The following is a 24,692-nucleotide window of genomic DNA, read 5'->3' as shown; positions in this document are numbered from 1 at the left end:
ACTCGTTGATATTTATTCCTTCTTTATCTGTATCACAGTTTTAGTGAATTGGTATAACGCTCTCAGGCTAGGTGTTCCTGAACGAGAATATGAATTAGAGCCATTGCTCTAATTCATATTCCTCAAAATCTTTTAGGAGTCGTGTAAAAATAAGTTGAACAATTTAATATTTGTAGTGCGGGACGGAAAGCCAACGCAAGCTTTTCGGCTCGCACTACTTATTTTTACTTGATGCCTTAGTGATAACAATTTAATTCTGACAATTTGACGATCATATCAATCAGTTTAGCGGGTTCAACTGGCTTAGCGGCATACATATGAAAGCCAGCTTCTAGAGCTTGTGTAGTGTCTTCCTCTCTAGCATAGGCTGTTAACGCGATCGCCGGAATTCGTCCTCCTCGCTCTGGTTCAAGGCGTCTAAGTTTGCGGATTAGTGTATAGCCGTCTTCTTCGGGCATCCCAATATCACTAATTAAGATATCTGGTGGGTATTCTTGAATTGCTGAGAGTGCTTCGTTTACCGATGTCACTGCCCTCACTTCAGCGCCAGCCTGTTGTAGTGCTATGGTGAGAAAATGGCGTGTGTCAATATCGTCATCTACAACTAGTAACCGTATATTATTTAAAGGTGATGGCGGTAGAGATACAGAAAGCGCTTCCTCTAATCCTTCTTTTTCTTGGCTTTCCTCAGACTTTACTTGCAACAGAGGCAATTTGACAGTAAAGGTTGCTCCCTTTCCTTCACCAGGGCTATCAGCATGAATAGTCCCGTGGTGCAATTCTACTAAGTGACGCGCGATCGCTAGTCCTAGCCCCAGCCCAGTGTGACTTCTGGTTGTACTACCGTCAGCTTGACGAAAGCGATCGAAAACATATTTTAAAAAGTCTGGTTTTATACCAATTCCCGTATCAATTACTTGAATTTGAGCATAGCTGTCTTTTGTTTCTTTACCCCTAATTGTTGATAGTCTAATTTCTACCCGACCGTTTTGTGGTGTGAACTTGATAGCATTAGTGAGTAAATTCCAGACAACTTGTTGTAAGCGATCGGGATCGCCAGAGACCATAAATGGTGAGGCTAAATGATTAGCCACTGAGACATAACCATTATTTTGGCTTTTGCTTTGTACTTTTTTCTTTTTCTCCATGTTCCCCACTTCTGTGGGTGCAATGACAAACTCAAATAAAATATTTTTGGCTTCAGCTTGCAGACGTACAGTATCTACTGCTGTATCAATTACCGATACTAAATTAACGGGGCAGATATTTAAAAATAACTTGCCACGAATAATCCGGGAGACATCCAAAATATCCTCGATCAGTTGCTCCTGCAAAAGTGCATTGCGTTCTATTGTTTCTAAAGCACGTGCAGTAGCTTTCTCATCTAGTTTGCGATTGCGTAGTAGTTTAGACCAACCAAGGATGGAGTTGAGGGGTGTGCGGAGTTCGTGAGACAAGGTAGCTAAAAACTCATCTTTCATGCGGTTTGCTGCTTCCGCCTCTTTGAGTGCTGCTTGCTCGCGGATCAATTTGGCTCGTTCTTCTTCTGCTTGTTTGCGATCGCTAATGTCTTCTACTGTGCCCACATAACCAATGACTTCGCCTTGATCGGAAAGCATTGGTGAAGAGCGCAAGGTTAACCACCGAACAATTCCCCCAGATATGAGGATACTAAACTCGTTATAGTATTCTCTCCCCTGCTGAGCACAAAAAGACCAATCTATAAATATTTTTTCTCTATCCTGGGTGGCTAGCGATCGCAACCAGCCTTTTCCTAAACATTCCTCGCTAGAAATCCCTAAAATTGTTTGGTAGCGGCGATTAGTATAAGTACAATTGCCTAAAACATCTATTAAAAAAATGCCTATAGGTGAGCTAGCACATAAAGAACGAAACTGTTCTTCGCTTTTTCTCAAATTGGCATTCAAGGCTGCTAGTTGAGCAGCTTGTCGTTCCACCTCTGCCGTTTTCTGAAACAAATCGACAAAGGCTGCAACTTTCGATTTCAAGATTTCCGGTTCAATTGGCTTAAACAGATAGTCTACTGCTCCCAGAGAATACCCTTTAAACACCATTGACTCGTTAGTACTAAAGGCAGTCAAAAAAATGATTGGGGTATGACGCGATCGCTCTCGTTGCCGAATTAGCGTTGCTGTGTCAAATCCATCCATTTCTGGCATTTGCACATCGAGCAAAATTACAGCAAAGTCTTGATTGAGCAAGCATCTCAAAGCTTGGGCACCCGATGTCGCCCTTACCAGATTCTGACCTAGGCTTTGTAATATGGCTTCTAAAGCCAACAAGTTTTCTGGATGGTCATCAACCAGGAGAATATTAACTGGTAGTTCGGACGGCATTATGGGTATAGACTCCTAGGTAGACTAAAAATTAGTTTCTACGCTTTTTTATAGACTTTCGACTTTATAGAAGAGTTTTACAACTATCTCAGGTTACAAATTTCAACCTTTCCGGAGTGAGATTTCCTTGAGAGTGAATTTTGTTAATAATTCTTTACACAGATAATCTTAAATTAGTGTGACGTGGCGGAAATAAAGATAACATACCCTGCGCCTAGCGTTGGCAATATTGTTTGGGTAAGAGAATGGTATTTGGACTTCTGCACAACAGTCCTAGTTTAATACAGTAATCCGGTTTGATTTTTTAAAAAATCGCCTACTCTCTACCTTCCTACAACAGCATGGGGAAACAAATGTGGGTTAAGAAGCTGGCAATATCTGTCAGTGGCAGAACTTTGTCTATAATTACAGATGCGATCGCCGCTGCGGGCATGATTTGGCATTCAGCTGTTTGAGGTTGTTGGACTACAGTTTTACCGCCCAGTGCTTTAATTCTCGTCAGCCCTCTTGTACCATCATGATTAGCTCCACTCAAAACTACACCTATAATTTTTTGAGCATAAGCATCGGCAGCTGACTCAAACAGAACATCAATTGATGGTCGTGTATAAGTCACGGCTGCTTCTGTTGACAGCGCAAAGTGGGGAGATTCTCTAGAACCTCTAGCTTCGACTAACAAATGATAATCAGCAGGAGCTAAGTAAACCGTCCCAGGTAAGATTTCTTCTTTGTCTTCGGCATCTTTGACAATTAAATTACTATAGTTTTGTAATAAAGCGCTTAAGCAATCATCACTATGAGGGTGACGGTGTTGTGCCACAGCTATAGGTACAGGAAAGTTTTTTGGTAAACTTCCCAAAATAGCTGTCAGGGCATTTAACCCTCCTAATGATGCGCCAATCACAACGAGTTCAAAGTAGGGGCGAGAAATAATTTTTTGGTTTCTAACCAGTTCTCCGGTAAAGCTTCTCACGGCCATCTAATTCCTCATATTGTTTCTCATAAGGTGTAAACCTCAGTGACTCTTGGCGTCCTAAACCCAAAATGCCAAACCTAACTAAGCTCTCATACAATAGATGATGCACCCTTGCTTGTAGGGATTTATCAAAGTAGATTAGGACGTTGCGGCACAATATTACATTAAATTCATTAAAAGAACTATCCGTGACCAAATTATGCGGTGAGAAGATGATATTTTCTCTTAGAGATGAGCGAAAGATTGCACCATCATAAGCGGCAGTGTAATATTCTGAAAAATAAGTTTTCCCTCCAGATTGTAAATAATTGTGTGTATACTGCTGCATCAATTCTAAAGGAAAAATCCCGTCCCTGGCTTTGCGTAAAACCATTTCATTCATGTCAGTGGCATAGAGCCTAGAACGATGGTAAAGTCCTTCTTCTTGCAGCAAGATTGCCATAGAATAAACTTCTTCGCCAGTAGAACAACCAGCGTGCCAAATCCGAATAAAAGGATAAGTTTTTAATATCGGTACGACTTTGTTTCTAAAAGAAAGATAAAAGCTAGAATCGCGAAACATGGCGGTGACATGGACTGAAAGATTCAGCAAAAACCGTTCCATGCATTCGCGATCGTGCAAAACTTTTTCTTGTAAGCCGGATATAGTAGTTAAATTTTCTGAATGAATAGTATTCCAAATGCGGCGTTTGAGGGAAGCTAGGGCATAATTCCGAAAATCCAGACCATAGTATTGGAATATGCCCTCTAGCAAAAGTTGAATTTCGATGTCTTCTAAATGTGGGTTCATTGGAAATAGGGCATAGGGCATGGGGCATTGGAAACAATTTTAGATTTTGGATTGGATTCAATCTAAAATCCAAAATCTAAAATCTAAAATTTATTTTCCTCGTCCCCCTTGTCCCCCTACTTCCTCATGACGCCTATCTATATAGCCAAACGCGCAATAAAGAAAGCAACTGTTCCGTATCTACAGGTTTAGTGATGTAGTCGGATGCACCTGCTTCAATACACTTTTCGCGATCGCCTTGCATGGCTTTAGCAGTGAGTGCAATGATCGGTAGGGTTCGCAATTGATTGTTTTGGCGGATTAAACGTGTTGTTTCGTAACCATCCATTTCTGGCATCATTACGTCCATCAAAACAATATCAATATCTGATGTATTTTCCAAAAGCGCAATCCCCTCTCTACCATTCTCCGCATATACAACCTGCATTTGATAACGCTCTAGCATACTTGTTAAGGCGAAGATGTTGCGCACATCGTCGTCTACAATTAGTACTTTCTTTCCTGTGAGTAAGTAGTCTCTAGCGTGTAGCTGTTCGAGGATTTCTCGCTTGGGTGCAGGTAAATTCGCTTGGACTCGGTGCAAGAATAATGCGGTTTCATCCAACAGACGTTCAGGCGATCGCACGTCTTTAACGATGATTGTATCTGCTATGCGGCGCAGTTCGGTTTCTTGTACCCTAGTTAGTTCTTGCCCAGTATAAACTATTACAGGTAAAGATTCCCCATTGGGTAGCAGCTTGATTTGCTCGATTAATTCAAAACCCGTCATATCTGGTAGTCCTAAATCTAGCACCAGACAATCAAAATACTGAGAGCGAATGGCTTCCAGGGCAGCTGCACCCGTACCCACCGCCGTGGTAGTCACGTCGCTGTTGCCAATCAATTCGACAATGCTGTGGCGTTGGGTATCGTCATCTTCAACTACTAGGAGGTTTTTCACCCGGCGTTCAATGAAACCTTTAATTTTAGTTAAAGCTTCGGAAATTGTTTCGCTGGTTAAAGGCTTTTGCAGATATGCGATCGCTCCGAGTTGCAAACCGCGTTGTCGCCCTTCCTCAACCGTCATGATATGTACGGGGATGTGACGGGTATGGGGGTTATGTTTCAGCCGATCTAGCACCGTCCAACCATCCATTTCTGGCAAGCGGATATCCAGTAAGATAGCTGAAGGCTGGAATTGCTGTGCTAGGGTGAGTCCAATACTGCCGTTTTGGGCAGTAATTACCTTAAATCCCTGCTGTCGTGCCATATCTAGGAGGATGCGCGCAAAGTTAATGTCATCTTCCACAATCAGCAGTACGCGATCATCTTCTGCCAGAATAGCGCGATCGTCATTCAGTGGTGAGGAGTTGAGACTGGTTAGTGGTAACTGCGCCTTGAGAGAATGAGAGTTAGAGATGGGGAGTGACCTTGGTGCTAAAGGCTCAGAAGTTAATCCCCGTAACTCTGGACTTGTTTGCGGTAGGTAGAAAGTAAAGGTGCTACCTTGATTGGGGGTACTGACAAGTTTGATTTCGCCACCAAACAGGCGGGCAATTTCGCGGCTAATTGACAAGCCCAATCCTGTACCGCCGTATTTGCGACTGGTGCTACCATCGGCTTGTTGAAAGGCTTCAAAAATCACTTTCTGCTTTTCTGGGGCAATACCAATACCTGTATCCTTGACAGAGAAAGCAATCACAGTCTGGGCGCGATTCAAGCTTTCATGCGTAACGCTCCAACCCTCCTTAGCTACCTCCACCCTTAAGCCTACTTGCCCACGCTCTGTAAATTTAAAGGCGTTGGAAAGTAAATTTTTCAGTACTTGTTGTAAACGTTTACTATCGGTGTATAAGGTTTTCGGTAATTCGGGAGCAAATTCAATCGCAAAGGTGAGTCCTTTGTTCTGCGCGATTTGCCCGAAAGTGCGCTCTAGTTGATCGCCTAACTCAGAAAATAACATCTGGTGCATGTCAATTGACATCGTTCCAGATTCGATTTTCGCCAGATCTAAAATGTCATTGATCAACGTCAACAAGTCATTACCGGCTGAGTAAATTGTCTGGCTATATTCAATTTGCTTACTTGTGAGGTTGCCTTCCATGTTGTCTGTTAACAGCCTTGCCAAAATCAACAAGCTGTTGAGTGGTGTCCGCAGTTCGTGGGACATATTTGCCAGAAACTCAGATTTATATTTAGATGAGAGTGCTAGTTGTTCCGCTTTCTCTTCCAAAGACTTTCTGGCTTGTTCAATTTCTAGATTTTTGCGCTCGACTTCTTTCTTTTGCAGGGCCAGCAACTCGGCTTTTTCTTCTAATTCCGCGTTGGTTTGTTGCAACTCTTCTTGCTGTCCTTTGAGTAAATCTTCAGAAGCTTTGAGTGATTGAGCTTGCTGTTCTAGACGCTTGTTGGTTTCTCTCAGTTCGTTTTGCTGGGTTTGTAGTTCTTCTGCTAAAGATTGCGACTGTTTGAGTAATTCTTCAGTCCGCATCGAAGCTGCGATCGTATTCAACACGATCGCAATACTTTCGGTGAGTTGGTCGAAGAATGTGAGATGAATCTCGCTAAAGCGGCGGAAGGAAGCTAATTCAATTACTGCTGTCACTTGCCCTTCAAACAACACAGGTAAAACTACCGCATTCAGTGGCGCAGATTCTCCTAAACCAGAGCTAATTTTGACATAATCACTAGGCACATCTGTGAGTAGAATTCGCTCTTTTTCCAAAGCACACTGTCCTACCAAACCTTCACCCATGAAAAAGCGGTTAGCCAAGTGTCGCCGCTCGCGGTAAGCATAACTACTCAATAGTTTGAGATAGGGCTGAGTCTCTGGATTTTCCATCATGTAGAAGACGCCATGTTGCGCTCCTACTAGAGGTGCAAGTTCGGAGAGAATTAATTTGGAGACAGTTTCTAAATCTCGCTGACCTTGCAGCATCCGGGTAAACTTCGCCAGGTTCGTTTTCAACCAATCCTGTTCGGTGTTTTTCTGCGTTGTCTCTCTCAGGTTAGCGATCATTTGGTTGATGTTGTCTTTGAGGATCGCTACTTCTCCTAAAGCTTCCACGGCAATCGATCGGGTGAGATCGCCTTTTGTTACCGCTGTTGCCACTTCTGCGATCGCTCGTAGCTGGGTGGTGAGAGTTGCAGCTAGTTCGTTCACGTTGTCGGTCAAATCTTTCCAAGTTCCGGCTGCACCAGGCACCTTAGCTTGACCGCCCAACTTTCCTTCAATTCCCACTTCCCGCGCCACTGTGGTTACCTGATTTGCGAAAGTGGCAAGGGTGTCAATCATTTCGTTGATTGTCTCTGCTAGGGTTTCAATTTCTCCCTTAGCATCCAGCATTAATTTGCGTTTCAAGTCCCCATTTGCCACCGCCGTCACAACTCTGGCGATACCTCGCACCTGGGCTGTTAAATTACCCGCCATCGAGTTCACGTTGTCGGTCAAATCTTTCCAAGTCCCGGCTACACCTTGGACTTGCGCCTGACCGCCTAATTTTCCTTCAGTTCCCACCTCCCTAGCAACCCGTGTTACTTCCGAGGCAAAGGAACTTAGCTGATCCACCATTGTATTGATGGTGTCTTTCAGTTCCAAAATTTCACCTCTCACATCCACGGTGATTTTCTTCGAGAGGTCACCGTTTGCCACCGCCTTGGTCACTTCCGCAATGTTCCGCACCTGGGCTGTCAGGTTCCCCGCCATTGAGTTCACGTTGTCGGTCAAATCTTTCCAGGTGCCAGCTACCCCTCGGACGTAGGCTTGTACACCTAATTTACCCTCGGTTCCCACCTCCCGCGCCACCCGCGTTACTTCCGATGCAAAGGAGTTGAGCTGATCCACCATTGTGTTGATGGTGTTTTTCAGTTCCTGAATTTCGCCTTTCACATCAACGGTGATTTTCTTCGAGAGGTCGCCGTTCGCCACCGCCGTTGTCACTTCCGCGATGTTCCGCACTTGCGCTGTCAAACTGCCCGCCATGAAGTTTACGCTGTCGGTGAGGTCTTTCCACGTACCCGCGACTCCTTTCACCTCGGCTTGTACGCCCAGTTTTCCTTCGGTTCCCACCTCTCGCGCCACCCGCGTTACTTCCGAGGCAAAGGAGTTGAGTTGATCCACCATCGTGTTGACGGTGTTTTTCAACTCCAAAATTTCACCTTTAACGTCCACAGAAATTTTCTTCGAGAGGTCGCCATTCGCCACCGCCGTGGTGACTGCGGCGATGTTCCGCACCTGGGCCGTCAAACTGCCCGCCATGAAATTCACGCTGTCGGTGAGGTCTTTCCACGTACCAGCTACACCTCGCACATCTGCTTGTACGCCCAGCTTGCCCTCACTTCCCACTTCTCTAGCAACCCGCGTTACTTCTGAGGCAAAGGAGTTGAGTTGATCCACCATGATGTTAAGCGTGTTTTTCAACTCCAAAATTTCACCTTTAACTTGCACGGTGATTTTTTTGGAGAGGTCGCCATTCGCGATCGCAGTCGCAACTTCCGCAATGTTCCGCACCTGGTCGGTAAGATTACCCGCCATCATATTCACCGCACCAGTCAAATCTTTCCAGGTGCCTGCCACGCCTCGCACCTCGGCTTGTACACCCAGTTTCCCTTCCGTTCCCACCTCCCGGGCAACCCTGGTTACTTCCGATGCAAAGGAACTCAGTTGATCCACCATTGTATTGATGGTGTTTTTCAACTCCAAAATTTCGCCCCGCACATCAACGGTGATTTTCTTGGAAAGGTCGCCATTTGCCACCGCCGTTGTCACTTCTGCGATGTTCCGCACCTGTGCCGTCAAACTGCCTGCCATGAAGTTCACGCTGTCGGTGAGGTCTTTCCATGTCCCCGCTACCCCGCGCACTTCTGCTTGTACACCTAACTTTCCTTCACTACCCACCTCTCGGGCAACCCTGGTTACTTCTGATGCAAAGGAGTTGAGTTGATCCACCATTGTATTGATGGTGTTTTTCAACTCCAAAATTTCGCCTTTCACATCCACAGTGATTTTCTTGGAAAGGTCGCCAGTTGCCACCGCTGTGGTCACTTCTGCGATGTTCCGCACCTGTGCCGTTAAACTGCCTGCCATGAAGTTCACGCTGTCAGTGAGGTCTTTCCACGTACCCGCCACACCTCGCACTTCCGCTTGACCGCCCAGTTTTCCTTCTGCACCCACCTCTCGGGCAACCCTGGTTACTTCTGATGCAAAGGAGTTAAGTTGATCCACCATGATATTAACGGTGTTTTTCAACTCCAAAATTTCGCCTTTCACATCCACAGTGATTTTCTTCGAGAGGTCGCCATTCGCTACCGCCGTTGTTACCTCTGCAATATTACGTACCTGAGCAGTCAAATTTCCTGCCATCAGGTTCACGTTATCGGTCAAATCCTTCCACGTACCTGCAACTCCCCGCACTTCCGCTTGTACGCCTAATTTTCCTTCGGTTCCCACCTCGCGGGCAACCCTGGTTACTTCCGATGCAAAGGAGTTGAGTTGATCCACCATTGTATTGATGGTGTTTTTCAACTCCAAAATTTCGCCTTTCACATCCACGGTGATTTTCTTGGAAAGGTCGCCATTTGCCACCGCCGTGGTCACTTCGGCAATATTCCGTACTTGCGCTGTCAAGCTGCCCGCCATGAAGTTCACGCTGTCAGTGAGGTCTTTCCATGTACCTGCCACACCCCGCACTTCCGCTTGACCGCCGAGTTTTCCTTCTGCACCCACCTCGCGCGCCACCCTAGTTACTTCTGAGGCAAAGGAGTTGAGTTGATCTACCATGATATTGACGGTGTTTTTCAACTCTAAAATTTCGCCTTTCACATCTACCGTAACTTTTTTAGAAAGGTCGCCGTTTGCTACAGCTGTGGTCACTTCCGCAATATTACGTACTTGGGCGGTCAAATTACCTGCCATCATATTCACTGATTCGGTAAGATCCCGCCAAGTCCCAGCCACGCCACGCACTTCTGCTTGTACGCCCAACTTACCTTCGGTTCCCACTTCTCGGGCAACCCTGGTTACTTCTGAGGCAAAGGAGTTGAGTTGATCCACCATCGTGTTGACGGTGTTCTTGAGTTCGAGAATTTCGCCTTTTACATTAACTGTAATCTTCTTCGACAGGTCACCGTTGGCGATCGCAGTGGCAACTTCCGCAATATTCCGCACTTGTCCGGTAAGATTACCCGCCATTAAGTTGACGTTATCAGTCAAATCTTTCCAAGTACCAGCCACACCGCTAACTTGTGCTTGCACACCCAGCTTACCTTCAGTTCCCACCTCCCGAGCCACCCTGGTTACTTCCGATGCAAAGGAGCCGAGGCGTTCTACCATTGTGTTGACAATATTGGCAGTTTGGAGAAACTCTCCTTTGAGGGGTCTGCCTTCAATGTCTGGTGCGATCGTTTGGGATAAATCGCCATTAGCTACAGCTCTAATTACACGTGTAGTTTCTGCTGTTGGCTGAACTAAATCTGTAATTAGTGTGTTAACAGAATTAACGCAACTTAACCAAGAACCGCGAACATTTCCTAAAGAAGCGCGTTCCGAAACCTTACCTTCTTTACCAACAACATTACCAATTCGCTGTATCTCTGCCGCCATTCGCTCATTCTGTTCAATAATGTCGTTAAGTGTATCGGAAATTTTTCCGGCTATGCCTGTTTGGTCAATGGGCATCCGAGCAGAAAAATCGCCTTTCTTGGCAGCATTTAGCGTTCTCAATAGTAGTTTTAAATCTAAATTGTCGCCTTCTTTGATTAACTGTTCAGTTGCCATAGCCATAGCCTTTAGGAATTTATATATCTTTTACTCCCCCTAACTGCTTGGGGGTACTGTTAAGTTCATAATTGGCGTTATTTTGGCCGGGGTTAACTTAACCCTATGCCTATATCCATTAAACAAGGCTGCTGCCAACGCTTGTTGGAACCTTACTTAGCCAATGATAGCTTTTGCATCGTCCTTAAGATAGCTGGTTATAGGATATTTTGCACAGTAAATATTTAACCAGTCTTATTACCTATTTCTTTAGACCTATTTCGCTAGGAGGAAGATTTTTACGCAACCATGACAATGACTAAATATTGCTCTCCTGAATTCAACTGATTTCTCCAAAATTGACCAAAGCTTACCTGTGACAAAAAAGCGATCGCTTTTAGCATCGTAAGCAATTCCATATACTTTTTGATATTAGAGCAAGATTTTCTTCTTACACATATCAACCGAACTATAGGACTCCTATTTGATTTTTGAACAAGACTAGGAGATAATATCGGCTAATAAAACAGGTGTAAGAGGAGACAATGATAAGTTAGGGTCTGCAAACTATCACACTCCCAGAGGTAGTATCACGGCAAGAAATACCAGAGAAAGACGCTCAAAAGGCGATCGCCGAACTACCTAAAATCCTTACAAGGTAAGCGTTATAAAATGTTTTTCTTGAGAGTTAACGATAAATCTGGAGGCAAATACCAACTTGGCTTAGTAATATGCCAACTAAAATCAAGCTACCACCAATATACTGGGCTAGAGTAGGAGCTTCCCCCAGTACTAAATAAGCTGCTATAATTCCCACAATTGGTGTAAAAGAGCCTGCTAAGGAAGCTGCTGACACGGTAGAAGCTCTTAAGCCTTTGAGCCAAAATAACTGACCTAACACTACAATCACAGCACCATAAACAAGCATCCACTGCCACAGGAAAGGTGAGAATACATCTATAAAATGGTTGCTGCCATAGAAAACTAAAGCAACAAAGAAAAATATTACAGTTCCTAAAGCAGTACGAAATATACTAAAGATTCCGACTGGGATATTGGAGATTCTGACTTTAACAATAATCGTTGAAGCGACTGAAGCTACGGCAGCGACCGCCGCTAAAAATTCCCCAACACCCACTCTTAAAACACCCATGTTGATCGTAGCTGCCTGTGAAGGTTGCAGAATAATAGTAAGGGTAACACCGACAAATGCAGCGATCGCTCCGACAATTTCCCAACGATTTACCTGTTCTTTTAATAACCAGACTGATAAAGCTATAGTTAGAGGTGGCTCTAAGCGTCCAACCAAAATAATATTATTAACTTCTGTTAATGCTAATGCTTGGAAAACTAAACCAGGAATCAGCGCTCCAGATAAAATAGCTACTACTGTCAGCGCCAACCAATCTTTTTTTGACAGTAGCTTCAAAGTCTTTTTGTGCCACTGTTGCCTATAAATAGGTAACAGAACCATCAAAGCACAGAGATTTCCTACGAATAAAACATTACATAAAGAAATCGGATTTCGACCATCTATGAAGTGTTGAGCGCCAATTTGTGTCAGTTTGCGGGTAACTGCACTAGAGGCTCCAAAAATCAAGATTGCTAACCAGAGATAGGTTTGACCTGGAATTTTATCGATAGAAGGATGCCATCTTCTCGCTCTGCTCACAATAACACCACTGCCAGGAAATACTCTTTCCTATACTCATCCGACTTGCTTAATTTTACATGAGATGAATCTGAGAAAACACTTAAAGCAAGCTGAGATAGAAGAATATCATAACTTACTGAGAATCTGCTGAGTATAAACTCAATTTTCCCAATGGATAAATTCAGATAATTAATAGACTTGTTTCATTTGAGCCTCAGTAGCAGATGAGATGCTTTAGTTCATTGAGGAGCTTCAACATAAGGAAAAACAAATGAAAATCGCTTCTTCTGTGCTTACAAGTGTTGCTATTGTTGGGATGTTAGCAGCCTGTAATGTTCCACTTAAAACTGTGAGTCCTTCCCTGATGCAAGCATCAGCCGCAGAAATGAAAGATGCTACAGGTTTGACTACTCAACAAAAGATTGATTTGGTCATCAAGCACAAGGGTCAGTTTGGTGGTGGTGACGAATTACGTCGTTTCTTTTTTGGCGATCTTGAGCCGCTTGCTGTTCAACCTGGTGGTGCAGGTATGGTGGTTAATCTTTATAACAAAGCTAATAATGTGACCTTTGCTTATTGTTCTACTTACGATGTGATAGTTGCAGTTAAAAAGGGTAAAGTCACTAAGTTCGCTGCCGATGAAGTTAAGTAATTTTTGAGTTGTAGATGTTTGTTTAAGTGCAGTGTACTGCTTCATAAGCATCTAAAAATGGGTAGTGCCAAGCGCTACCCCAAAATTTATCCGAAATCTGGAATTTTCTAGCAGTTGCCAATAACCGCAGAATTAGTCCAAAGGCATTGTTTGAGAAAACGAATTTGTCACTTTTGGTGAGAGATCAGATATGGAATCTAAAGATATTATCCTGCTGTTACATCCAGCGATCGCTGTACTTGTAGTCTTTCCATTAATTGGTATCATTGTCAACCGCGCTTTACAAGTCCGTCAACGCCGATTACAAACTTTAGCTACGGGTAAAAGCAAAATTCCCCCCACTGTAGGACAAGAACACGTCCAGTTGGGGCAATGGCTAACTGGAGCAGTTGTTGGTATTGTTTTAATAGCTTTTGCTAACGATATTATAAATAATATTTCAGACAATCAAGTTTGGATGAAATCCCCATTTCAGGTAATCTTTATCGGGCTATTGTTTGTGGCTGCGATCGCTTCTTTATATTTACTTTATCAAGCAAAGGAGAAAAAATGGCGCGGCATATTTGCAACCCTGACAGGAATGGCATTAGTGGTGCTTGGTTGTCAAGATGGTGTCTATCGCAAAACTGACCAATGGTATATTTCTCACTACTACTATGGGCTAACTGCTGCTCTATTGATGATTTTTTCACTCTCCATATTGCGAGACATTTATCAAGATAAAATCAATGGTTGGCGCAAAGTTCACATCATTCTTAATTTCATCGCCCTTTTACTATTTCTTGGGCAGGGAATAACAGGAACGCGGGCATTATTAGAAGTTCCCCTTACTTGGCAGGAACCCTATATTAAGATACTTTACGAACAAAAATGTGATACAAAATCCTGTACTATTCAGCCATCTTCTTTACTCCAAAATCATTAATAATATAAAAATCAACATCTTTTTTATCAACTCAAACTAAAACAGTGAATCAAACAAAAAAAAAATGGATATATCTTGACCCATTCTCATTACAACTACGCATAACAGTTGGTATTGCTACGTTTTCAGCTTTGATTTTAGGTAGTTTCGCTGCATGGACTCGTTGGAAAATGCAGCAATTTTTGATTGATAGTTATAAACAGAATATAGAACAAATTACTCAACGCTTGCCACATGATATACAAATTTATAGTGAAATGATGCAACCTGAAACCGGGTTGCAGAAGGCTATTGATAACTTAGGAAATACTAAAATATTATTATGGGTAAAAAGTGATAATAAAATACTGGTGAAATCTATAACTTTGGATTTGTTATCTGATTCTATAGTGACTCAATTGATGTCTCTAAGTAATATGCAGATTAAAGCACAAATTTACAAAGTTAATCAAAGCTACTTTGTTTTAAGTAGTGGTTCTTTGCAAGTGCAGGGTAAGTTACTGGGTAAGCTCTTTGTAGCACAGGATATTACTCGCGAACAAACTGTGTTTATGGCGATGGTGCAGAGTTTGAATATTGCTAGTATTTCGGCAATTATTTTGACGATAGCTATAATGACATTTTATATTAGACGTTCTCTGCAACCACTACGTCAACTAAATCAAATGACTTCTGTAATTTCTATAAAAGATTTAGGACAAGCACAACTATATGTTGATAATGCACCTAGTGAAGTCAAAGAATTAGCTCAAACTTTAACCATGCTACTATCGCGTCTCTGGCAATCTTGGGAGCAAGAGCGAGAATTTGTGAGTAACGTTTCTCACGAGTTACGTACACCTTTGACAATTGTGCATGGTTATTTGCAAAGCGTTTTACGACGGCAGAATAACTTAACAGAAACTCAACAAGAAGCTTTAGAAACTGCTGCATCAGAAACTGAACGTACCATTCGCTTGCTACAAGATTTACTTGATTTAGCACGAGCAGATAGTGGTTATTTACATTTTCAGATGAAGTCTTATGTACTGAATGACTTAATTGAAGAAGTCGTTATGATGGCACAAAAGTATAGCGATCGCTTAATTACAATTGAGTCAACAAGTTACCCCATTGAAATCAAAGCAGACTATAGTCGTCTTAAACAAGCATTGCTAAATTTGATTGACAATGCTATTAAGTATTCTGATGCTGGTACGCCTGTAAGTATAAAGCTAAATCAAATTTATGACAAAGCGATTATTCAAGTTTTTGATCGAGGGTATGGCATTCCTTTACAATATCAAACACGGATTTTTGAGCGATTTTACCGCGTAGATGAATCCCGCTCTCAAACCACTGGAGGTTCTGGTTTAGGTTTATCAATTGTTAAAACACTTGTAGAAGCTATGGGTGGTAGTGTATCTGTACAATCCAAGTTAGGAGAAGGAAGTGTGTTTACAATAACTTTACCTACATAGTTTAGTAAAGGTAGTTGAAAGTGATAATTCTCTTCTGACTCTATCTATCTGCTATAAGAGCAAAAATATGTCAGCAAATATTCTCTTAGTTGAAGATGAAGTTAAACTAGCGCGATTTGTTGAATTAGAATTAAATAGTGAAGGTTACAATATAAATGTGGCACATGATGGAATCACTGGTTTAACTTTAGCACGAGAGTTATCACCGAATTTAGTCATTCTTGATTGGATGCTACCAGGACTGTCAGGTTTAGAAATCTGTCGTCGGCTGCGGGCAACTGGTATCTCTATACCAGTAATATTATTGACAGCAAAAGATGAAGTTAACGATCGTGTAGCAGGTTTGGATGCCGGAGCAGATGATTATGTGGTCAAACCATTTAGTATTGAAGAACTACTAGCTAGAATCCGCGCTCATTTACGCCGTACTCAAGAATCAAATCAGGACATTTTACAGTTTGAAGACTTAAGTTTAAGTCATCGTACTCGCCAAGTTTACCGAGGTAATCGAGAAATTGAATTAACGGCAAAAGAGTTTGATTTATTAGAGTATATACTTTCACATCCCCGTCAGGTATTAACTAAAGACCAAATTCTACAGAAAGTTTGGGGTTATGACTTTATGGGTAATTCCAATATCATTGAAGTCTACATCCGTTACTTGCGTCTAAAGCTAGAAGAAAATCATGAAAAACGCTTGATTCATACGGTGCGTGGTGTGGGCTATGTACTCCGAGAATAGTTATAAGCCTGTTTTGTTATTTTTGGAAAATAATCAAAGCTCAAGGCTATTTCATTCTAAAAAGTTGTTTGAGTATATCCAAACCAAAACAGCAGAGTCGTTAGACTTGTGCTATATCTTTAAATATCTGTTCACGGTAGAAATTGAGTGTCAAATTGCGAGCGACGTAAAGCCCCCGTACTTTAGTTGGGGGCTTTACGCTTCACGCCTTGTAAACTTTAAAAAATACCAGGTAACTTAAGCAGAGCTTAAGCCTTCAATTATCACTCTCCAGCATCATAGTCAGGTACAATACTTTCTACATTTCGCAGCCTCCGCCAGGCATACCCAGCTAAACCAAGAAGCACACCCAAGAAGCAAAACAGAGCATATTGCAGCGCCATCCCTGAACTAGAACCAGTACCGAGTAAGCTGCCGAATATAGGCGCTAAGCTACCTTTAGGCATCATCGCTGGGCGGAAAAAATCATCCGCTAACGGCCCAGCGATCGCTAATCCCAGAGGTGAAGCGATGAGAGTGAATAGATAGCGAGTAGTAAAGACTCGGCCTTGCACATTAGGTGGTACTTTAGATAGCCAGATTACTTGATTTGAACTAGAAACCCACGGCCAAAATACAGAGGCCAAAAAGCTGGTAATCATCCAAATTGCGGGTAAAGTTGCCAAGCTAAAGACCATCATGATGCTGTAGTGCAATATGATGCCTAGTAATAAACCGTGAATGCGGGGTTTAAGACCGCCCCAGACACTCAGCCCTAAAGCACCAACTAGACCACCTAAACCAATAGCAGATTGGATGCTGGCAAAGACTGCGGGATTGCTACCACTACGAGCTAAAAGGAAAGATGAATGTATACCAAAAATAATAGAATCAATTGAGTGAAAAATGAATAAGAATAATAGAAGATTCAGTAAGCCAGTACTTTTAATAATATAGCGAAAACCAAAGGTCAAATCTTGCCAAATTTTTGCGCTTTTTAAGTCTGTTTCAGACGGTATAGGTTGGGGTATATGTACGATACAGATAGCGGCGATCGCCAGAATAAATGTAACTATATCAAACGATAAAATACCTTGCAGACCGATTACATAGTAAAGTGCCCCAGCTAGCCCTGGTGCTATGATATTCGAGCTAAACTGACCTATGTGTTCACTCATGACAACAGCCCTAGTGTAATGCTGTTTTGGAACGACCTGAGAAATCGAAGTTGAAAATGCGAAATACTGGAGGTGGCGAAAGGGGCCAAGGATGGCAGCAGATGCGTATATATGCCAAATTTCTAGGTGATTAGTTAAATAAAGTAAAAAGATAATAATAGTAGAGATACCTGATGCTGCATCCCCCAAAATCATCAACAGCTTGCGATTATAACGGTCAACAATTATGCCAGCAAATAGAGTCGTGATTAATCTAGGTAATTGGTTAAATAAGAGAATTAAGGATAAAGAAGTTGCTTTGCCTGTAATATTCCAAGCCCAAAGTGTAATGGCAAAATCAGTCATTTCAGAGCCAAGCATTGACAGCAACTGAGTACTCCAAATAAGGAGAAAAGTGCGAAATTTTGGTTGATAAATATCTTTTTTTATCAAAATTTAATTCCTAAGGTAATTGCAGATAGAATTAATATTGTAAAAATTAAAGAACTCAGACTTTTAAAGCAAAACATTGCTTTAAAATAAGCCTTAAAAATAATTTGCTTTGAATTAATTTTCAGCTTTAGTACAATTACAACTAAAAGCAGAATGTTGTTCCCAAAATTTAAATATTTTATTGGTATATAACCACATATTAATATTTATGGTGGTGCTAAGAGATAAGGCTTGATGCCACCAAAAAGCGGGAATAAAAAGTATATCTCCTACATTCAAAACAGCTTCTAATCCATTAGTTTCATTAAATAGGGGAAACATTTCTAAGTTTGGTTGTTGTGGGTCAATAGGGCTTGACCAAAGCTCATCGTCAATCTTTTTTACGTAAAGATTTTTATATTCTTCTGGTGCAAATAATAAAAAGACTTTTTTGCCAAATATTTGAGCATTAAAGTTATGGTCTGGGTCGTTATGGATAGTTGATTTTTGATTAGCTGCTCCCATCCAAATGCGAATATCAATACCATTATTATCTGGAAAATAATTAGGAAAATCGAAATGAAGCTTTAACTTTTCAAAATATTCTTGAGCCTGGGGCGAAGTTAAAGAAAGATTTCCAAGATATGATGGGCGTTGACTATCTGTATTGAGTGATTCAATGCTATCTATATAATCAGCGATTGATATCTCTGTTAGTGCTGTAGATTTCCCAAAAAATACATCTATTTCATTATCACTCTGTCTCACAGGAACACGTACATCACCAAACATACTTTTAAAAGCCTCCGGTTTCCACAAATAACAAGCTGGCCACTCATTAGCAACACCAGAGATAATTACTGGCTTGTCTTGCATGACAAACTCATACTGAAATTCTTCTACAGTTGGTTTTTCAATGCGTTCAATAGGTTTAAGTTGCATATTACTTGGATTTTTTGAGTGAATTTTTCAGGCGATCGCTCTTAAATAAGCTGCATCATGTAGACTATAAAGTTGGATTAACCCTACAAAAAATATCCAGAGCGCAAGTCATTTATACTATTCTTCACAGCCTGAATTATGTAATTGATATCTTCATCTGTATGCGCCGTTGATAAGAAGCCACTACCACCTCGGCTCAATAACCCTCGCTTGATTAAATGATAAGTTAATAAACTTAAACCCAGTGGTATGGATTGTTCTGAGTTAGTAGTATTTCCAGAAGCAGCAGGGCCAAACAATGAGCCAAAATTAACCATCTTCACAGGTATATTTTCAGCTTCAAAGTAAGCGTTTAAAGTATTAACAAACTCTGCTGTGCGTTGATTTAAATTTGATTGCAACGTTGCACCTTGAGTCTTGAGATAGTTAAGCACAGCTTTTGCAGCAGCTAAAGATAAAGGATGCTTACAATGCGTACCTGCAAACAATGTTGTTTCTATCTGAGGGAAGGAAGTATCGCCATAGTTCCACATACCCCCATCAATTTTATCCATATAGGCAGCTTTACCAGCAATGACACCTATAGGTAAACCGCCACCAACAATTTTTCCGTATGTAGCCATATCTGCGCTAACACCAAACCATGCTTGTGCGCCACCTGGATGAATACGGAAACCTGTTACCATTTCATCAAAAATTAAGACAATACCCAATTCTGTTGTTAATTGCCTAAGTTGATGAAGAAATTCTTTTGGTTGTAAATCAGCACGGCTAGTTTGTACAGGTTCAACTAAAACAGCTGCTAATTCATGTTGATAAGTTTCTATTAATTCTAATGATTTAGGACTACCATAATCTAGAATCAAAACATCTTCAGCAATTCTAGGAGGAACGCCTGGAACTGTTGGTAATATTTGTAAGCTGCCATTTATTTTTTTAGCTTCAACTAAAGTACCATCAGAATGACCGTGATATGAGCCAGAGAATATAGCTATTTTGTTACGCTTTGTCGCGGCTCTAGCGATACGAATAGCTGCCATTACTGCTTCCGTACCTGTATTGCTAAAAGTAACTCGCTCCATTCCAGTCATTTCAGCGATTAACTCAGCAACTTCGCCAGCTAATTCTGTTTGGGGGCCAAGTTGGATACCTTGTTCTAACTGTTCTAGTAACGCTGTTTTCACAAAAGATGGGTTATGACCAAACAGATTTATGCCAAACCCCATTGTGACATCTACGTATTCATTCCCATCAACATCCCAAATTCTGGAACCCAAGGATTTTTTCGCAAAAATGGGATAGCACATTTCTTTTAGCGCTAAATTGAAACCTGCGGGAACTCGACTATCAGCTAAGGTAAAACGATAGTTTTGTGTCAGTTTTTTAGATGTTTTGGTAAGTTGGTTGTAGTCAGTGATAAATTGCTGTAAATAATTTTTTTGTACATCTTCTGGTGAGCTATTAGGTTGCTGTAGTTTAGAAATTGTTTTTTGCATATATTTCAGTTGCTTTTGGAGCCGAGACAAAATTATTACGAACTAGGTGAGAAAAATATGTGGAAAGTAGCTTCTCATCTGTGATTGGACAAACAATAGAAGTACCTGTAAGACCCTGTTGTGTGTTGCTACAATCAAATTCAAGTTTTATAAAGTTTGATGTCGCTTCAGTGTTCTTTTTCAGAGTAAATAATGGAATTAAAGGATAGAGAGGATGTTCTGGAAAATTCTCAGCAATTTTCGTTAGTTCTAGTTGCCATTGCTCCTCAGAGACTTGTTGCAATGGATAGCCAAAAGAGCGAACTACATTAAACAATATATTTAAGTCAAGAAGCTCTGGATTTAGTACATGAAAAGCTTTACCTAAAGATTCTTGTTGTCTAGATAAATAAACGATAGCTTTGCTGACATAATCCACAGGCGCTAAACTATCGAAAAATTCTCGTTCGGGAACGCTACCTAGTTGGACGCATCCTATCAGTAATCTGTAGAAGAAATCATTGGGATTAAATGCACCAGTTTTACTATGTCCTGATATTCTTCCTGGCCTGTAGATGGAAACTGGTAAACCGCGATCGCGTGCAATATTAACTAACTTTTCTGCTACCCATTTACTTTGAGCGTAACCACCTTCTGGTATTTGGTAATCATCTAGATTAGATTCTTCGCTAACTAACTTAACTCCAGTACCCTGAGGTGCAGAAAAAACGCTAACAGTAGAAATAAAATGTACAGGCTTAATTTTTATTTGGCTGGCTAATCTTAAAACTTCTTGTGTTCCCAATACATTTGCAGCCTTAAGTGTGGAGTATGGAGAAGCATGATGTACCCATGCACCATTGTGATAGATAACACCAAGTTTCTTGGCTAGTGCTGTAAACTGCACTTGGGAAAGCCCCAGAAGTGGTTGAGATAAATCACCTACAACTGGAATAATTCTTGAACTTTGAGATTCATTCCAAATGAAATAAGATTCCAGAGTACGACGTAGTTTTTGCTTTCCTTGCTCGGCGTTAGCAGCACGCACCAAACAATAGATATCTGCTTGAGTTTGTTGGAGAAGTTCATTTAATAAAAAAGCACCTAAAAAACCTGTTGCGCCAGTCAAGAATATACAAGCAGGATTAGTTATTTCTTCAAGCTGTTTACCTTCACAATTAATTGCTGGATCTAATACAGCCTCGGCTTTTAAATCAAAGGTAGAATGAGCAATATTTGCATTTTTTAACCTTTGAGTAAAAGCTGCTACAGTAGGCGCTACAAATATAGTTTGTATAGGTAAATCTATTTTAAAAACTTGGCAGATACGGGCAAACAACTGCATGATTAGCAAGGAATTTCCCCCCAGCTCAAAGAAGTCATCATAGATTCCTATTTTTTCCAAACCAAGGACTTCTGCCCAAATTCGTGTTAGTTGTTCTTCTTGAGTATTACGTGGTGCTACATAAACTTTTTCTAACTCTGAATGACTCTGATCAAATCCTGGTAAAAGTTTGCGGTTAACTTTGCCATTGGTAGTCAATGGTAATGTTTGTAATTCTACGAATCCCGTAGGCAACATATACTCAGGTAGCTTATTTTGTAAAAAGCAACGCAAGTCACGAACTGTAACTGTTGATTCTGTTTCTGGAAGAAAGCAAGCTACTAAAAACTTATTACCGCTAATATCTTTTTGTACATTTACAACTGCTTGCCGCACAGCAGGATGTTGAGAAATAATCGCTTCAATCTCTCCTAGCTCAATCCGAAAGCCTCTAATTTTTACTTGTTGGTCGATGCGTCCCAAAAATTCAATATTGCCGTCTTCCAAATAGCGAACTAAATCTCCCGTTTTATAGAGATATGAGCCAGGAATATTACTGTAAGTATTAGGCAAAAATTTACTAGTTGTTAAATCTGGACGGTTAAAGTAATGCCGCGCTAAACCGTCTCCACCAATATATAATTCACCAGGAACACCAACAGGAACAAGTTGCAAATTATTATCTAATATATAAATCTGGGTGTTGGCAATAGGACGACCGAGAGGAACATAATTTTCTATTTTGCTATCAGCAGTAATAGGATAGCAACAGGTAAATGTCGTATTTTCTGTTGGGCCATAACCGTTAATTAGCTGACAGTCTTGGCACTCTTGTAAAAACTTCTGGACATGGGTAACAGATAAAACATCACCACCAACTAAAAGTTGTCGTACTTGCTTTAAATCCTCTAATCGTTCATCTACAATTAAGTTAAACAAACTGGCAGTCAGCCATAATGTTGAAACCTGATATTGCCGCAAGACTTTTCCTAAATCTGTCAACAAAGTTGTAGTGTCACCTGGAAATAACACTAGCTTTCCACCATTTAACAAGCAACCCCAAATTTCAAAAGTGGCTGCATCAAATGAAATAGGCGCAGCTTGCAAGAAAACTTCTTGTGCATTTAACTTAGCGTAATTAGTTTCTTGCACTAGCCTGACTACACCTTGATGAATGACACTTACACCTTTAGGTGTTCCAGTTGAACCGGAAGTGTACATCACATAGGCTAAATTTTGAGGATTAATTTCAGTAACTAGATTAATGTTATTTTCTTGGCTAATAGTCTCTTTCTCTCGATCCAAGCAAACAACTTTAACTTGAAATTGGGGTAATTTAGTTAATAAGTTTTTTTGAGTTAATAGTACTGGTGTCTGTATATCTTCTAGCATCCAAGCTAAACGTTCTGATGGATATGTATGATCTATTGGTACATAAACGCCTCCAGCTTTGAGGATAGCTAGTATAGAAATAATCATTTCTAAGGAACGTTCCAGGCAAATAGCAACTGGAACTTCTGCTTTGATATTTAATTTTCGGAGATAATGCGCTAACTGATTGGCACGCTGATTTAGTTCTTGATAAGTTAATTGCTTGCCTTTAAAAACTACCGCAATAGCATCCGGTGTTTTTTCTACCTGTTCCTCAAATAATTGATGAATGCACTTATCTTTGGGATACTCTGTTTGCGTATTATTCCACTTTATTAATTGTTGGTGGATTTCGGCTGCTGTCAATAAAGGTAATGAAGAGAGAGATTGGTGAGGATTGGCAACCATACCCTCTAATAATGTTTGCAAATGTCCTAACATTCGGGTGATGGTAGCTGTATCAAAACGAAAGCGATCGCTCACAATCTCTAACGCTAATTCTGTACCTACCCCTGCTTTAATTGTGATGGGATAGTTTGTAGTTTCTACAGACCGCACATTATGAATCTGCATTTCTGTAGCCCATACTTTTAAAGAAGCGTCTACAGGATAGTTTTCAAACACCAAAATACTCTCGAACAGAGGCAAATCTCTAGGAACTTCACTCCATCCCTGAACTTGCACTAAGGGGCTGTATTCATACTGCTGCGCTTCTACCTGTTGCGCCTGGAGTTTTTGCAGCCAAGGAATCAGTAACTCATCCCCAGAAACTTGCACCCGCACTGGCAAGGTGTTAATAAACAGCCCTACCATTGAATCTGAACCAACTAATGCAGGTGGACGACCCGCAGAAGTCGCGCCAAAAACAACGTCTTCCTCCCCACTATAACGGTTGAGGAGTATAGCCCAAGCTCCCTGTACTAAAGTATTGACAGTAACCTTGTGCTGTCGTGCTAAAGATTTTAGTGCGGCAGTTGTGGCTGGGGATAGCTTTAGTGACTGCTCATCATATCCTGTTGCGTCATTTGCGGAACTACTTACCCGCAACTGCGTAGGTGCAGTAAAACCTTGCAGAACTTTGCGCCAAAATGCTTCTGCTTGTGATAAATCCTGCTGTTTTAGCCAAGCAATATAGTCTGCATAAGGACGACAGCGTGATAAAGCTACAACTTGCCCATGACATAGTGCTTCATAAGCCTGGAATACTTGCTGAAGTATCAAAGCCCCAGACCAGCCATCTAAAATTAGATGGTGGCTGCTCCAAATAAAATGATAAGTTTCTTTAGCTACCTGTATAAGTGTCAAACGCATTAGGGGTGCATGAGAAATATCAAACCCTTGCTGACGGTCGGCTTGTAAAAACGCTTCTAGCTTTTCTTGTTGTTCAGATACAGAGAATTCTTGCCAGTCATGTTGTTGCCAAGGTAACTCTACATTTCTATGTACTACCTGAAACGGTTCTTTGTGCTGCTTCCAGTAGAACGAGGTGCGTAAAATAGGATGCTGATTGATAACTTGTTGCCAAGCTTGCTTAAAAGCTGCAATGTTGAGAGTTTTACTGAAGGTATAACAACTTTGAACGACATAAACTCCCGATTTTGGGGCATAAAGGGTGTGAAAGAGTATGCCTTGTTGCGTAGGTGAAAGCGGATAAATATTTTCAATATTTTTCTTGTTCATTATTAATGATTATGGGTAAAAAACGAACCGCAAAGGCGCAAAG

General features: G+C 41.2%; 13 protein-coding genes. 4 read left to right on the top strand and 9 right to left on the bottom strand.

Translation table 11 applies throughout. The annotated features are described in order from the left end of the window. Positions 1-236 precede the first annotated feature (236 nt). The 5 genes from BV375_RS21875 to BV375_RS21855 form a co-directional block, all read right to left on the bottom strand. Positions 237-2,357 (bottom strand): response regulator, encoded by a 2,121-nt coding sequence (locus BV375_RS21875; protein WP_086764171.1) that lies wholly within the window; start codon positions 2,355-2,357, stop codon positions 237-239. Between the two features lie 331 nt (positions 2,358-2,688). Beyond that, the gene (locus BV375_RS21870; RefSeq protein WP_086764169.1) at positions 2,689-3,336 is read right to left on the bottom strand and encodes a chemotaxis protein CheB; all 648 of its coding nucleotides are present in this window, start codon (positions 3,334-3,336) and stop codon (positions 2,689-2,691) included. Then, entirely contained in the window at positions 3,302-4,144 is an 843-nt protein-coding gene (locus BV375_RS21865; RefSeq protein WP_243714007.1) for a protein-glutamate O-methyltransferase CheR, read from the bottom strand. Before BV375_RS21865 ends, BV375_RS21870 begins: the two co-directional genes overlap by 35 nt. 112 nt (positions 4,145-4,256) lie before the next feature. Further along, the gene (locus BV375_RS21860; RefSeq protein ID WP_086764175.1) at positions 4,257-10,877 is read right to left on the bottom strand and encodes a HAMP domain-containing protein; all 6,621 of its coding nucleotides are present in this window, start codon (positions 10,875-10,877) and stop codon (positions 4,257-4,259) included. A gap of 667 nt (positions 10,878-11,544) precedes the next feature. After that, positions 11,545-12,528 carry a DMT family transporter gene (locus BV375_RS21855; RefSeq protein WP_086764167.1) on the bottom strand — a complete coding sequence of 328 codons (984 nt, stop codon included), beginning with the start codon at positions 12,526-12,528 and terminating at the stop codon, positions 11,545-11,547. 253 nt (positions 12,529-12,781) lie between these two features. Here BV375_RS21855 and BV375_RS21850 point away from each other — a divergent pair, with 253 nt between their 5' ends. From BV375_RS21850 to BV375_RS21835, 4 genes are all read left to right on the top strand, one after another. Next, a complete protein-coding gene (locus BV375_RS21850; protein WP_086764165.1) occupies positions 12,782-13,162 on the top strand; it encodes a hypothetical protein in 381 nt (126 codons plus the stop codon). Positions 13,163-13,352: 190 nt separating this feature from the next. After that, complete coding sequence (locus BV375_RS21845; RefSeq protein ID WP_086764163.1) at positions 13,353-14,087, top strand: DUF4079 domain-containing protein; 735 nt, start codon at positions 13,353-13,355, stop codon at positions 14,085-14,087. A 44-nt stretch (positions 14,088-14,131) separates the two neighbouring features. Next, the gene (locus BV375_RS21840; RefSeq protein ID WP_086764161.1) at positions 14,132-15,547 is read left to right on the top strand and encodes a HAMP domain-containing sensor histidine kinase; all 1,416 of its coding nucleotides are present in this window, start codon (positions 14,132-14,134) and stop codon (positions 15,545-15,547) included. A 67-nt stretch (positions 15,548-15,614) separates the two neighbouring features. Then, positions 15,615-16,289, top strand: coding sequence for a response regulator transcription factor (locus tag BV375_RS21835; RefSeq protein ID WP_086764159.1), 675 nt, complete (start codon positions 15,615-15,617; stop codon positions 16,287-16,289). Between the two features lie 263 nt (positions 16,290-16,552). Here BV375_RS21835 and BV375_RS21830 read toward each other — a convergent pair whose 3' ends face one another. From BV375_RS21830 to BV375_RS21815, 4 genes are all read right to left on the bottom strand, one after another. Next, positions 16,553-17,878: an MFS transporter gene (locus BV375_RS21830; protein WP_086764158.1), complete on the bottom strand. Its 1,326-nt coding sequence runs from the start codon at positions 17,876-17,878 to the stop codon at positions 16,553-16,555. Between the two features lie 114 nt (positions 17,879-17,992). Beyond that, complete coding sequence (locus BV375_RS21825; RefSeq protein ID WP_086764156.1) at positions 17,993-18,799, bottom strand: cupin-like domain-containing protein; 807 nt, start codon at positions 18,797-18,799, stop codon at positions 17,993-17,995. A gap of 83 nt (positions 18,800-18,882) precedes the next feature. Then, entirely contained in the window at positions 18,883-20,295 is a 1,413-nt protein-coding gene (locus BV375_RS21820) for an aspartate aminotransferase family protein (RefSeq protein WP_086764154.1), read from the bottom strand. Beyond that, positions 20,276-24,649, bottom strand: coding sequence for a non-ribosomal peptide synthetase (locus BV375_RS21815; RefSeq protein WP_086764152.1), 4,374 nt, complete (start codon positions 24,647-24,649; stop codon positions 20,276-20,278). The genes BV375_RS21820 and BV375_RS21815 overlap by 20 nt, the downstream gene beginning before the upstream one ends. Positions 24,650-24,692: the final 43 nt, after the last annotated feature.

Source organism: Nostoc sp. 106C (assembly GCF_002154725.1).
GTDB lineage: Bacteria > Cyanobacteriota > Cyanobacteriia > Cyanobacteriales > Nostocaceae > Aulosira.
Note: the sequence above shows the minus strand (reverse complement) of the source record. Positions and strands in the feature narration are given on the sequence as shown.